General features: G+C 73.2%; 9 protein-coding genes. 2 read left to right on the top strand and 7 right to left on the bottom strand.

Going from position 1 to position 13027, the window contains the following annotated elements; all coding sequences use genetic code 11:
- Positions 1 to 13: 13 nt before the first annotated feature.
- Together pspAB and htpX are read right to left on the bottom strand one after the other, a co-directional pair.
- Positions 14 to 616, bottom strand: a complete 603-nt coding sequence (gene pspAB / locus ACFP1Z_RS06435) for a PspA-associated protein PspAB (RefSeq protein WP_390314910.1) — start codon at positions 614 to 616, stop codon at positions 14 to 16.
- A 55-nt stretch (positions 617 to 671) separates the two neighbouring features.
- Positions 672 to 1577 (bottom strand): zinc metalloprotease HtpX, encoded by a 906-nt coding sequence (gene htpX / locus ACFP1Z_RS06430; RefSeq protein ID WP_390314909.1) that lies wholly within the window; start codon positions 1575 to 1577, stop codon positions 672 to 674.
- A gap of 119 nt (positions 1578 to 1696) precedes the next feature.
- Here htpX and ACFP1Z_RS06425 point away from each other — a divergent pair, with 119 nt between their 5' ends.
- Both ACFP1Z_RS06425 and ACFP1Z_RS06420 read left to right on the top strand, forming a co-directional pair.
- On the top strand, positions 1697 to 2608 hold the full coding sequence (locus ACFP1Z_RS06425) for an LLM class flavin-dependent oxidoreductase (protein WP_390314908.1): 912 nt from the start codon (positions 1697 to 1699) through the stop codon (positions 2606 to 2608).
- Between the two features lie 111 nt (positions 2609 to 2719).
- A complete protein-coding gene (locus tag ACFP1Z_RS06420; protein WP_390314907.1) occupies positions 2720 to 3589 on the top strand; it encodes an HAD family hydrolase in 870 nt (289 codons plus the stop codon).
- Between the two features lie 27 nt (positions 3590 to 3616).
- Here the strand turns inward: ACFP1Z_RS06420 and ACFP1Z_RS06415 are convergent, their stop codons facing one another.
- The 5 genes from ACFP1Z_RS06415 to ACFP1Z_RS06395 all read right to left on the bottom strand — a co-directional run bounded on the left by ACFP1Z_RS06415 (position 3617) and on the right by ACFP1Z_RS06395 (position 12813).
- Entirely contained in the window at positions 3617 to 4717 is a 1101-nt protein-coding gene (locus ACFP1Z_RS06415; protein WP_390314906.1) for a M23 family metallopeptidase, read from the bottom strand.
- 103 nt (positions 4718 to 4820) lie between these two features.
- A complete protein-coding gene (locus ACFP1Z_RS06410; RefSeq protein WP_390314905.1) occupies positions 4821 to 6548 on the bottom strand; it encodes a sensor histidine kinase in 1728 nt (575 codons plus the stop codon).
- 95 nt (positions 6549 to 6643) lie between these two features.
- A complete protein-coding gene (gene cydD / locus ACFP1Z_RS06405) occupies positions 6644 to 10183 on the bottom strand; it encodes a thiol reductant ABC exporter subunit CydD (protein WP_390314904.1) in 3540 nt (1179 codons plus the stop codon).
- A 14-nt stretch (positions 10184 to 10197) separates the two neighbouring features.
- Positions 10198 to 11199, bottom strand: a complete 1002-nt coding sequence (cydB, locus tag ACFP1Z_RS06400) for a cytochrome d ubiquinol oxidase subunit II (protein WP_390314903.1) — start codon at positions 11197 to 11199, stop codon at positions 10198 to 10200.
- Positions 11200 to 11232: 33 nt separating this feature from the next.
- A complete protein-coding gene (locus ACFP1Z_RS06395; RefSeq protein ID WP_390314902.1) occupies positions 11233 to 12813 on the bottom strand; it encodes a cytochrome ubiquinol oxidase subunit I in 1581 nt (526 codons plus the stop codon).
- Between the last annotated feature and the right edge of the window lie 214 nt (positions 12814 to 13027).

Raw genomic sequence — 13027 nt, 5'->3', positions numbered from 1 at the left:
CAGGCCCCCGCCCTCACAGCCCGGGCGCTCCCCACACCGGGAACCACCGCGCCAGGTCCTCCTCGACCCGCAGATCGTCGGCGAGCAGGGCCTTCGTCTGGAGCTCCAGGGCGTTGTCGCGCTTCTCGCGGGCGCCCGGCAGCGGGGCGAACGGGTAGAACGTACCGCGCTTGTAGAGGTAGACGAGGGCCAGCGAGCGCTGCGCGGCGTCGCGGAACCCCATCAGGGAGCAGAGCAGCTGCGGCCCGAACCCCCCTTCCTGCAACAGGGTGTTGACCGCGTGCAGGTCGTTGACGAGCGCGGCCGTTCCCTCGTCGTCGGCGGGCCGGCGCGCGAGGAGCCAGGTGTAGCCGTAGGGGTCCTGGCTGAACTCCACGGGCTCGCCGCCCGCCTCCGCGCCGCGCGTGGCATCGGCGTCCAGCAGCGCCCGTACGTCCTGCTGGATCTGCCGGAAGGCGCCGCCCTCCACGCTCGCGAAGCACACCGAGCCCAGGCCGGTCGGGACGAACCCGGCTCCCGCCTGGAGGGTGACCGCCGCGGACGGCAGGGCGAAGAGCTGGTCGAGATCGGGGCGGACGGGCTTGCTGCGGCCCAGGATGACGTCGAGAAAACCCACGGGCGAGAACTCCTTGTCGGGCTGCGGGGAACTCCAGGCAAGCTTCAAGCGGGCTTCAGGCGGCGCGCCCGAGCTGGGCCGAGATCCGGCCGAGCTGGTCCAGCCGCTGCTCCAGCGTCGGGTGGGAGGACAGCAGCCGGCTGAAGCTCTCCTTGGAGAAGGCCGGCGCGAAGAAGAAGGCGTTGAACGGTTCCGCCTGCCGCAGGTCGCGCGTCGGGATGCGCGCCATCTGGCCGGTGACCTTCGTCAGGGCGGAGGCCAGCGCCGAGGGGCGGCCCGTCAGCAGGGCGCCGGCGCGGTCGGCGGACAGCTCGCGGTAGCGGGAGAGCATCCGGGTCAGCAGGAAGCTGATCGCGTAGACGACGGCGCTGATCAGCGGGATCAGCACGACCAGGATGGCGGTGTTGCTGTCGCGGCCGCCCACCCTGCGGAAACCGCCCCACAGCCCGACGCGGGTGATGAGCCCGGCCAGGACGCCCAGGAACGAGGCGATGGTCATCACCGCGACATCGCGGTGCGCGACGTGCGAGAGCTCGTGGGCGAGGACGCCCTCCAGTTCCTCCGGCTCCAGCCGGCGCAACAGGCCGGTCGTGGCACACACCAGGGCGCTCTTCTGGTTGCGCCCGGTGGCGAAGGCGTTGGGCACGTCGCTGTCGGCGATCGCCACGCGCGGCTTGGGCATGTCCGCGAGCGCGCACAGCCGGTCGACGGCACCGTGCAGCTCGGGCGCCTCCTGCGGGGTGACCTCGCGGGCCCCCATGCTGTAGGCGGCGATCCGGTCGCTGAACCAGAACTGCGCGACGAACAGGCCGCCCGCCAGCAGCACGATCAGCGGCCAGGCCCCGCGCAGGACCGCCAGCAGCACGCCGACGAAGACCACGTAGAGCAGCCCGATGAAGAACATCGTGGTCACCATGCGGGCGGTCAGCCCCCGGTCCGGCGCGTATCGGGTGCGCTGCATGGGGAACCTCCAAGGCTGAAGCGGGGGGCCTGCCCCCCGGTGTGCTTGCCTCTGTCCCCGATTCTCCCTCGGACCACCTGTTCGCGGAGTAAAGAAAAGCCCGCCGTAGGCTCGGGGGCATGTTCTCCTCCCATCGTCTGAGCACCGTCGTCCTGCCGGTCCGCCGTTGGCACGAGGGCGGCCGCGACCAGTGGATACGGGCGCAGGAGCTCGGTTTCCACACGGCCTACACCTACGACCACCTGTCCTGGCGCAGTTTCCGCGACGGCCCGTGGTTCGGCTCGGTCCCCACCCTGACCGCCGCCGCGGCGGCCACCGACCGGCTGCGCCTGGGCACCCTGGTCACCTCGCCGAACTTCCGGCACCCGGTGACCCTCGCCAAGGACCTGATCACGCTGGACGACGTCTCCGGCGGGCGGATCACCCTCGGCATCGGCGCGGGCGGCAACGGCTTCGACGCCACCGTCCTGGGTCAGCAGCCGTGGACCCCGCGCGAACGGGCCGACCGTTTCGGGGAGTTCGTCCCGCTGCTCGACCGGCTGCTGACCGAGGACGCCGTCAGCCACGAGGGCGAGCACTACGCGGCGGACGGGGCCCGCAACATCCCCGGCTGCGTCCAGCGGCCCCGTCTCCCCTTCGCGGTCGCCGCGACCGGCCCGCGCGGCCTCGCGCTGGCCGCGCGGTACGGGCAGGCCTGGGTGACCACCGGCGACCCGAAACTCTTCGAGACAGGCACGCCCGAGCAGTCCCGCCAGGCGCTGCGCGGCCAGCTGGAGCGGCTGGGCGCCGCCTGCGAGACGATCGGCCGGGACGTCGCCGGTATCGGCAAGATCCTGCTCACGGGTTTCACCCCGGACCGGGGCCGGCCGCTGGAGTCCCTCGACGCCTTCGTCGACTTCGCGGGCCGGCACTTCGCGCTCGGATTCACCGAGATCGTGATCCACGCGCCGATCCCGGACTCGGACTTCGCCGCCGACGAGAAGGTCTTCGAGCGCATCGCCACCGAGGCCCTCGCCCAGCTGGGGCACTGACCGGGACGGGCCCCGGTCCTGGACCCGGCCGGGCCCGGGGCCAGGGCCGGGCAGAGGAGAACATGGCGAACATCTGACCGACAAGCGGTGGTCGTGGTCGAGAATGGAACGGTGACCTCAGCTACCGAGCAGTCGAAGACCCCGGCCGGCCGCCGGGGCCCGGCCGTACCCCGGCTGATCGCCACCGACCTCGACGGCACCCTGCTGCGCGAGGACAAGACGGTCTCCGCGCGCACCCTCGCGGCCCTGGCCGCGGCCGAGGAGGCCGGTATCGAGGTCTTCTTCGTCACCGGCCGCCCGGCCCGCTGGATGGACGTCGTCAGCGACCACGTGCACGGCCACGGGCTGGCGATCTGCGCCAACGGCGCGGCGGTCGTCGATCTGCACGACGGCGGCCGCTGCGTGGAGGTACGGCCGCTGGAGCGGGCCGCCGCGCTCGCGATCGTGCGCGCGGTACGCGCCGCCGCCCCCGACGCGTCGTTCGCGGTCGAGCGCACCACGTGCTTCCAGTACGAGCCGCAGTACCCGCCGTACAACCTCGCCCCGGACGCGGTCATGGCCCCCGCGGAGACGCTGCTCGCCGAGGACGGCGGCCGCGCCGCGCCGATCCTCAAGCTGCTCGCCCACCACCCGGAGCTCGCTCCGGACGCGTTCCTGGAGCTGGCCCGCTCGGTGGCCGGCGAGCACGGTTCGTTCACCCACTCCAGCTCGACCGCCCTGCTGGAGATCAGCGGCGTCGGCGTCAGCAAGGCCAGCACGCTGGCCCGGTGCTGCGCGGCACGCGGGATAGCTCCGCGGGAGGTCGTCGCGTTCGGGGACATGCCCAACGACCTGGAGATGCTCGGCTGGGCCGGGACCTCCTACGCGATGGCCAACGCGCACCCCGACGTCCTGGCCGCCACCACGCACCGCACGGCCGCCAACGACGAGGACGGCGTCGCCGAGGTCGTCGAACGCATCCTGCGCGACGGCACACTCTGACCCTGCTCTCCGACTCCGGCACCGCCGCTACAGTTGCACTCCACGCGCGCCCAGCCACTCCACCGGATCGACAGCAGAGCCGAACTCCGGCGACGTACGGATCTCGAAGTGCAGATGCGGGCCGGTGGAGTTGCCGGTGGTGCCGGACAGACCGATCCACTGGCCGGTACGCACCTGCTGCCCCGGGGACGCCAACAGGGCGGCCAGATGCGCGTACTGGGAGTACCAGCCGCCCTCGTGCTCCACGACAAGGCTGATGCCGAAGGCACCGCCGCAGCCGACGGAGACCACCGTCCCCGCCCCGACCGCGCGCACAGGCGTGCCGGTGGGCACCGCGAAGTCCTGACCGGTGTGCGAGCCCGCCCAGTCCGCTCCGGTGCCGCCGAAGCCCGCCGAGAGCCGGTAGGACTCCACCGGCCGCACCCACTCCCGGTCCTCCGCGACGCCCTCCTGCCGCACCGCGAGCCCCTCGGGCAGGTCCGGCAGGCCCACCGGTTCGCAGCGCCCGCTGTCGAGGGCGGCCTGCGCCCGGACGTCGAGCCGGCCGCGGGCCTCCGCGAGGCGCTCACGGACGGTGTGCTCCTGGCGGCGCAGCCGTTCCCGGTCGTCGTCGAGCACCCGCTGGGCGGCGTTCAGGGCCGCTTCCTGCGCGTCCAGGCCGCGGGCCGTACGGCCCTCCTCCTCCAGCTCCCGCGCCAGCCGCGCCCGGCGGCGGACGTCCCCCTCCTGCAGCGTGAGCAGCGCGAGCGGATCGTCGGAGACGTCGCCGCTGCCGGACGCGGTGAAGCCGTCGGTGCGGTACTGGGCGCGGGCGGCGGCCCCGGCGTCCTCGCGCAGCGCCGACAGGACGATGCGGCGGCCGCGCAGCGCGCGGGTGACCTCCTCGGTCCGCTCCCGGTGCGCCCGCGCCGCGTCCGCGGCCCGCTCGTAGCCCTCCCGGGCCCGTACGGCCTCCTCCGCGAGCCGCAGCACGTCGGAACCGGCCCAGGCGGCCCGGCCCGGGCTCCGGGCCACGGACAGCCCGGAGCCGAGCGGCAGCGAGCCCGCCAGGCACAGCGCGCACAGCAGCACACGGCCGGTCCGGACCGGCCGGTCGCGTCCGCGCCGCGGACGGTACGGGCCTCGCATGAACGTGATCGTGTCGCGCGTCGCGCCGGTACGCGCCCCGTGACGGTCCGTTCGGTGGAACAGGTACGGCCGAACCGGGCAGCCGGCCGTGCGCGACGGGCCCCTACAGCGGTGCCTCCCACACCACGCGCGTACCGCGCCCGTCGGCGCCGAGCCCCGGCCCGTACGAGCTCGAACCACCCAGGGACTCCGCCCTCTTGGCGAGGTTGCGCAGCCCGCTGCGGCGGCCGCCCTGCGGAATGCCCACCCCGTCGTCGGCGACGGTCAGCCGGACGGCGGGCCGGCCGTCGGGCAGGGTGGCCGTCGCGTCGACGACGACCTCGATCCGGGTGGCCTGCGCGTGCCGGAAGGCGTTGGAGAGCGCCTCGCGCAGCGCGGCGATGAGGTTCTTGCCGGTGAGTTCGCCGACCTTCGCGTCGACCGGCCCGAGGAAGCTCGCCGACGGCTGGAAACCGAGCGGGACGGCGGCCGTGCCCAGCTCCCGCAGGACCCTCGTGCGCAGTCCGGCCGGTGCCTCCGCGGGCCCCTGCTGCAGCGCGAAGATGGCGGTGCGGATCTCCTGGATGGTCACGTCCAGTTCGTCCACGGCCTGGCCGACCTTGTCCTGCACGTCGGGCACGACGGCGTTGCGCTGCGCGCTCTCCAGCATCAGCCCGGTGGCGAACAGCCGTTGGATGACCAGGTCGTGCAGATCGCGGGCGATGCGGTCCCGGTCCTCGTAGACCGCGAGCCGTTCGCGGTCGCGCTGCGCCTCGGCCAGGACGAGCGCGAGAGCGGCCTGCGCGGCGAACTGGGCGCCCAACGTGCGTTCCGCGTCGGTGAATCTGCGTGCTCCACGCGCGCGTGGCGTGGCGAGCGTACCGAGCACCCGGTCGCCGCTCTTGAGCGGCAGCAGCATGCTGGGGCCGAAGCGGTGCCGCACCTCGGTGGTCATGCGCGGGTCGGTGGCCGAGTCGTCGGTGAACACCGGGTCACCGGCGAGCAGTTGGCCGACGACGGGACTGTCCGGGGGTATCACCGTGCCCAGGAGACCGGCGGGGTCGTCGGCGGCGACCGCGACCATCTCCAGTCCGCCCTCCCCGTCGGGCAGCAGCACGATCCCGGCGGCCGAGTCGGCGAGCCTGCGGGCCTGTTCGGCGACGACGGACAGCGCGTCCTCGGCGTCGCTGCCGGACAGCAGGGCCGTCGTCACGGCCACCGAACCGTCGATCCAGCGCATGCGCTGACGACCCTCCTCGTACAGGCGCGCGTTGCCGATCGCGATACCCGCCTCGGTGGCCAGGATCTTGACCATGTGCAGGTCCGCGATGCTGAACTCGCCGCCGCCGCGCTTCTCGGTCAGGTAGAGGTTGCCGAAGATCTCGCCCTCCACCCGGATGGGGACACCCAGGAAGCTGCGCATCGGCGGGTGTCCCGGCGGGAAGCCCGCCGAGCGCGGGTCGGAGGCCAGGTCGGCGAGCATGACCGGCTCCGGGGTGTGGATGAGCGCGCCCAGCAGCCCCCGCTGGCCGTCGGGCAGGGCACCGATGCGCCGGTGCTGCTCCTCGGTGACGCCGTAGGTGATGAAGTCGGCCAGTCCCTCGCCGGTGGAGTCGACGACGCCGATGGCCGCGTAGCGGGCGTTGGCGAGCTCGGCCGCCGTCTCGGCGATCCGGTCGAGCGTGGAGTGCAGTTCCAGGCCGGTGCCGACCGAGCGCATGGCCTCCAGCAGTTGCGGCACGCGCGCGGTGAGCTCCGTGGACATGCCGCGCAGGCTGCGGGTCGCCTCGGTGGCGATCGCCAGCGGGTCCATGGGACCGCGCGGTTCGGAGGGTTCTGCCGTCGCTGCCATACCCAGAGCCTAGTAAGCACCCTTTGTCAGGGAAAGTCGCATTGTCAGGGAAAGCCGCCCGTCCCGCATGAACGGCCGCGGACTCGGTCGGCGGCTCACACGGGCAGCTCCTGCCGCACCGCGTCCGCGCGCCGTTCCCGTTCCAGCATCGCCCGCAGCGGCCCGTCCTCCGCCGCCAGCCGCGCGTACGGGCCCCGCTGCACCGTGCGCCCGTCCTCCAGCACGACCACCTCGTCGGCCGCCTCCAGCCCGGCCATCCGGTGCGTGATCAGCACGGTCGTACGGCCCTCGGTGGCCGCCAGCAGATCGGCGGTCAGCGCGTCGGCGGTCGGCAGGTCGAGATGCTCGGCCGGTTCGTCCAGCACCAGTACGGGGAAGTCCGCGAGCAGCGCGCGGGCGAGGGCGAGCCGCTGCCGCTGGCCGCCCGACAGCCGCGCCCCGTGCTCGCCGACGAGCGTGTCCAGGCCCTGCGGCAGGCCGTCCACCCACTCCAGCAGCCGCGCGGACCGCAGGGCCTCGCGCAGCCGGTCGTCCGGGGCGCCCGGGGAGGCGAGCCGCAGGTTCTCGCGCAGCGAGCTGTCGAAGATGTGGGCGTCCTGCGCGCACAGCCCCACCAGCCGCCGTACGCCGTCCCCGGCCATGGCCGCCGCGTCCCGGCCCGCCAGGGTGTACGTACCGGACTCGGCGTCCAGGAAGCGCAGCAGTACGTGCGCGAGGGTCGTCTTGCCCGCCCCGGACTGCCCGACGACCGCCACCCGGCGGCCCGGCGTCAGCTCCAGGGCGAAGTCCTCCAGGGCCGGCCGGGACGCACCCGGGTAGCGTGCGGTCAGTCCGCTCACGCGCAGCGGGAACGGCGTCCCCGGGGCCGGCTCCGTGCCGTCCCGTACGGGCTCGGGCGCGTCCGTCACCTCGCGCACGCGCTCCGCGGAGCGGCGTACCCGCTGCCGGTACTGCGCCGCGAGCGGCAGCCCGGCCACCGCCTCGAACGCGGCGAGCGGCGTCAGGACGACCACCGCGAGCCACAGGCCGGGCAGCCGGCCCTCGTGCACCGCCACCACCCCGGCCCAGGCCGCGCCGGCCACGGTCAGCCCGCATGCCAGGGCGGACAGCCCCGCGCCGAGCGCCGTCGCCGTCGCCGCGCGCCGGCAGATGCGGGTGAGCGCCCCGTCCGCGCGCCGTACCTCCGCGAGCCGCCCCGGCAGCGCCCCCGCGACCGTCAACTCGGCGGTGCCCGCCAGCAGATCGACGACCCCGGCCGCCAACTCGCCCCGCGCCGGGGCCAGTCGCCGCTCGGCGCGCCGCGCGACGGCGACGGCCAGCACGGGCACGCCCGCTCCGGCGAGCAGCAGCCCGAGCGCGAGCAGCGCGCCCGCCTCCGGCAGCAGCCAGGCGGTGAACCCCACGGAGGCGGCACCGACCACCAGGGCCGAGCCGAGCGGCAGCAGCCAGCGCAGGAAGTAGTCCTGGAGCGCGTCGACGTCCGCCACGAGCCGGGAGAGCAGATCGCCCCGGCGCACGTCCCGCAGTCCGGCGGGCGCCAGCCGCTCCAGCCGCCGGTGGACAGCGACCCGCAGCCCGGCCAGGGCGCGCAGCACGGCGTCGTGGGAGACCAGGCGCTCGGCGTAGCGGAAGACGGCGCGTCCGATGCCGAACGCGCGGGTCGCGGTCACGGCGACCATCAGGTACAGCACGGGAGGCTGCTGCGAGGCCCGCGAGATCAGCCAGCCGGAGACGGCCATCAGCCCGACGGCACTGGCGAGCGCGAGACTTCCGAGCAGCAGCGCGAGCGCGAACCGCCCCCGGGAGGGGGCGCCGAGGGCGCGTACCCACGCCAACGCGCCTGCGGGGGCGGCCGGTTGCCCCTCCTCCGGGACGGTCCGGTCCTGGCCGTCGGGCACGGGCGGCGCGGCGGGTACGGGCGGGACAGCCGGTACGAGCAGTGCAGACGGTGCAGACGGTGCAGGCAGTACGGACGGTACGGGCCGTACCGACGCGGGCGCGCCCGGCAGCCGGACCACCCGGTCCGCGACCGCCAGCAGCGCCGGGCGGTGCACGACGAGGACGACCGTGCGCCCCTTCGCCAGCTCGCGCACGGCCTCGACGACGGCCGCCTCCGTCTCGCCGTCGAGGTTCGCGGTCGGCTCGTCCATGAGCAGCACGGGCCGGTCGGCGAGGAACGCCCGGGCGAGCGCGAGGCGTTGGCGCTGCCCGGCGGAGAGCCCCGCGCCGTCCTCGCCGAGGCGGGTGTCAGTGCCCTGCGGCAGCATGGAGACGAAGCCGAGCGCCCCGGCCGCGCGCAGCGCCTCGCGCACCTGCGCGTCCGTGGCCCCGGGCCGTGCCAGCCGGACGTTCTCGGCGACGGTCCCGGCGAAGAGACGTGGCCGTTGCGGGATCCAGGCGATCTGGTCCCGCCAGCTTCCGGGGGAGAGCGATGACAGGTCCGTACCGCCGACGAGCACCCGCCCGCCCGTGGGGCGCGCGAAGCCGAGCAGCGCGTTCAGCAGTGTGGTCTTCCCGGCCCCGCTGGGTCCCACGATCGCGACCGTCTCCCCGGGGCGCACCGCGAACGAGGTCTCGGGCAGGGCGGGTTCGTCCCGGCCCGGGTGGCGCACCACGAGCCGGTCGACGGTCAGCTCCGCACGGCGGGCGTCGGGGGCGGCAAGCGTGCCGGCGGCGGCCGGCTCCGTCTCCAGCACGGCGAAGACCTCGTCGGCGGCCGCGAGCCCCTCCGCCGCCGCGTGGTACTGGGCGCCCACCTGCCGCAGCGGCAGATACGCCTCCGGTGCGAGGACGAGCACCATCAGCCCGGTGGCCAGGTCGAGTTCGCCGTGCACGAGCCGCATGCCGATGCCGACCGCGACCAGCGCGACGGAGAGCGTCGCGAGGAGCTCCAGCGCGAAGGAGGACAGGAAGGCCAGCCGCAGCGTCCGCAGGGTGGCCCGCCGGTAGTCGGCGGTGATCGCGCGGATCGACTCGGCCTGCGCCTTGGCCCGCCCGAAGACCTTGAGCGTGGGCAGCCCGGCGACGACGTCGAGGAAATGCCCGGACAGCCGGGTCAGCAGCCGCCACTGCCGGTCCGTGCGGGACTGGGTGGCCCAGCCGATGAGGACCATGAACAGGGGGATGAGCGGCAGCGTGAGGACGATGACGAGCGCCGAGAGCCAGTCGGCGGTGACGATACGGGCGAGGACGGCGACGGGCACGACGGCCGCGAGGCCCAACTGGGGCAGATAGCGGGCGAAGTAGTCGTCGAGCGCGTCGATCCCGCGCGTGGCGAGCGTGGTCAGCTCGCCGGTGCGCCGTCCGTCCAGCCACTGGGGTCCGAGCCGGGTCGCGTGCGCGAGGAGCCGGGTGCGCAGCTGCGACTTCACGGCCGCGCTCGCGCGGTGCGCGGCCAGCTCGGTGAGCCAGGAGACGGCGGCCCGGCCCACGGCCAGCGCCGCCAGCAGGGCCAGCGGCCCGGCCAGTTCACCGGCCGTACGCCCGTGCTGGAAGGCCCCGGTGACGGTCTCGGCGATCAGCATCGCCTGGGCGATGACGAGGCCGGCCCCCGTCAGCCCCAGCACGACGGAGGCGACCAGGAAGAAACGGGTCGCGGCGGCGTGCCGCAGCAGACGGGGGTCGACGGGCTTCATGGCGCTGCCTGCCGTCAGTGGGCGGCCGGGATGTGCTGGGTGCCGATCCGCTTGCGGAACACCCAGTACGTCCAGGCCTGGTAGGCGATCACCAGCGGCGCGGCGGGCACCGCGATCCACGTCATGATCTTCAGCGTGTAGGGGCTGGAGGCGGCCCCGGCCACGGTCAGGCTCCAGGACGGGTCGCTCGTGGAGGGCATGACGTTCGGGAAGAGCGCGAGGAAGGCCGCCGCGAACGCGGCCGCGATCGTCACCCCGGACAGGGCGAACGCCCAGCCCTCGCGTCCGGCCCGGTTCATGACCAGCGCGGCGAGCAGCGCGACCACGGCGATCACGGTCGCGGCCAGGCTCGCGCCGTCACCGTGCCGGACCTGGGTCCAGACGAGGAAGGCGAGGGCCAGGACGGCGGAGGCGATGCCCAGCCACGTGGCCTGCGCGCGGGCCCGGTGCCGGATGTCCCCGGTGGTCTTGAGCGCGGCGAACACCGCGCCGTGGAAGGTGAACAGCACGAGCGTGACCAGACCGCCCAGCAGCGCGTAGGGGTTCAGCAGGTCGAGGACGTTCCCGGTGACGTTCTTGTCCGGGCCGATCGGCACCCCGCGCACGATGTTGGCGAAGGCGACTCCCCACAGGAAGGCGGGCAGCAGCGACCCCCAGAAGATCACGTGCTCCCAGTTGCGCTGCCAGCGCTCCCCGTCGCGCTTGTGGCGGTACTCGAAGGCGACGCCGCGCAGGATCAGACAGACCAGGATCGCCAGCAGCGGCAGATAGAAGCCGCTGAAGAGCGTGGCGTACCAGTCGGGGAAGGCCGCGAAGGTCGCGCCGCCGGCGGTCAGCAGCCACACCTCGTTGCCGTCCCAGACCGGGCCGATCGTGTTGATCAGCACCCGGCGTTCGGTGCGGTCCCGGGCGAGCAGCTTGGTCAGGACTCCGATGCCGAAGTCGAAGCCCTCAAGGAAGAAGTAGCCGACCCACAGGAAAGCGATCAGCAGGAACCAGAAGTCGTGGAGGGGCATGGGGTGTTCTCCGTTCCGCGCGTGGCCGCCGCGTCAGTACGCGAAGGTCATCGGCTTGTCGGCGTCCTCGGCAGCGGCCTCGTCGGGGCCGCCCGAGGGCAGCCGCAGCCGCGGGTCCTTCGTGGGCGGTTCCTCGTCGGTGTCGGGCCCGGCCTTGGCGTACTTGGCCAGCAGCTTGACCTCGACCACGGCGAGCGCTCCGTACAGCGCCGTGAAGACGGCCATGGAGGTGAGGACCTCGCCCTGACTGACGCCCGGGGATACCGCGTTGGACGTCTTCATCAGCCCGAAGACGGCCCAGGGCTGGCGGCCCATCTCCGTGAAGATCCAGCCGAAGGAGTTGGCGATGAGCGGGAAGCCCATGGTGAGGATGCCGATGCGCCAGGACCAGCGGGTCAGCAGCGGGCCCATCTCCCGGGTCCGCGTCAGCATCAGGCGCGGCACCTCGTTCTCCCCGGTGCGGAAGGCGGGCGCGAGCCACAGCTTCCTGCGCGTGGTCCACAGTCCGATCAGTCCGGCGACGAACGAGGTCATCCCGAAGCCGATCATGAGGCGGAAGCCCCAGAAGGTCATGAAGATGCTGGGGATGTAGTCCTCGGGCTTGCCGCCGTAGCGCGCGGCCTCCTGCGCGGCGACGTCGTTGATCCCGGGGACGGCCTCGCTGAAGTTGTTGTGGGCGAGGAAGGAGAGTATCCCCGGGATCTCGATCTCCACGCTGTTGTGGCCCTTGTTGACATCGCCGACGGCGAAGACCGAGAACGGCGCCGGCGCCTGGGTGTCCCACAGGGCCTCGGCGGCGGCCATCTTCATGGGCTGCTGCTCGAACATGACCTTGCCGAGGCTGTCGCCGCTGATCGCCGTGCCCAGACCCGCGATCACCGCGACGACCAGACCGAGGCGCAGCGAGGTACGCATCGCGCCGATCTGCGACTTCTGCTTCTCCCCCAGCTCCTCGCCGCGCAGTTGCCTGCGCTTGGCGCGCCACAGGTGGAAGGAGGCGATGCCGACCATGAAGGCCGCGCCGGTGAGGAAGGCGGCGGTCAGCGTGTGGAAGACGACGACGAGCGTGGTGTTCTGGGTCAGCACGGCCCAGATGTCGGTGAGCCGCGCCTTGCCGGTGGCCTGGTCGATGGCGTAGCCGACCGGGTGCTGCATCCAGGAGTTGGCGGCCAGGATGAAGTACGAGGAGAGGACCGTGCCGACCGCGACGATCCAGATGCAGGCGCAGTGCAGCTTCTTCGGCAGCTTGTCCCAGCCGAAGATCCACAGTCCGATGAAGGTGGACTCGAAGAAGAACGCCAGCAGCGCCTCCATCGCGAGCGGCGCCCCGAAGATGTCGCCGACGAACCGGGAGTAGTCCGACCAGTTCATGCCGAACTGGAACTCCTGGACGATGCCGGTGACCACGCCCATCGCGATGTTGATGAGGAAGAGCTTCCCCCAGAACTTCGTGGCGTGGAAGTACTTCGCCTTGCCCGTGCGGACCCAGGCGGTCTGCAGGCCGGCGGTCAGCGCCGCCAGGCTGATCGTCAGCGGGACGAAGAGAAAGTGGTAGACGGTGGTGATGCCGAATTGCCAGCGCGCGAGGGTCTCCGGCGCCATAGCGAGGGTCACGGCGATCTCTCCTTGCCTCTTGCGTCACCGGCGGGACACACCGGCGTTATATCCCGTTTGCCCCACGCAAGCAGGGCAGACCGGGCGCGCTTGTGAACGCGTTCACATTCACAAGGCATTATGACGCACAAGTTTTCGCGATCATCAAGGGGGGTCCCCCGGCCGCGGACCGACGCACTCCGGCCAATCCGCGGGCGGCCGCGACCCATGCCGG

The sequence above is a fragment of the Streptomyces gamaensis genome (assembly GCF_042656465.1).
GTDB classification, from domain to species: Bacteria; Actinomycetota; Actinomycetes; order Streptomycetales; family Streptomycetaceae; genus Streptomyces; species Streptomyces gamaensis.
This window is presented reverse-complemented; position numbering and strand designations above follow the sequence as displayed.

Bases quoted from the DNA above. Each gene is read 5' to 3' on its own strand.
- ACFP1Z_RS06415 (WP_390314906.1), bottom strand. From the start codon at position 4,717: ATGCGAGGCCCGTACCGTCCGCGGCGCGGACGCGACCGGCCGGTCCGG.
- ACFP1Z_RS06410 (WP_390314905.1), bottom strand. From the start codon at position 6,548: ATGGCAGCGACGGCAGAACCCTCCGAACCGCGCGGTCCCATGGACCCG.
- htpX (WP_390314909.1), bottom strand. From the start codon at position 1,577: ATGCAGCGCACCCGATACGCGCCGGACCGGGGGCTGACCGCCCGCATG.
- cydB (WP_390314903.1), bottom strand. From the start codon at position 11,199: ATGCCCCTCCACGACTTCTGGTTCCTGCTGATCGCTTTCCTGTGGGTC.
- cydD (WP_390314904.1), bottom strand. From the start codon at position 10,183: ATGAAGCCCGTCGACCCCCGTCTGCTGCGGCACGCCGCCGCGACCCGT.
- ACFP1Z_RS06425 (WP_390314908.1), top strand. From the start codon at position 1,697: ATGTTCTCCTCCCATCGTCTGAGCACCGTCGTCCTGCCGGTCCGCCGT.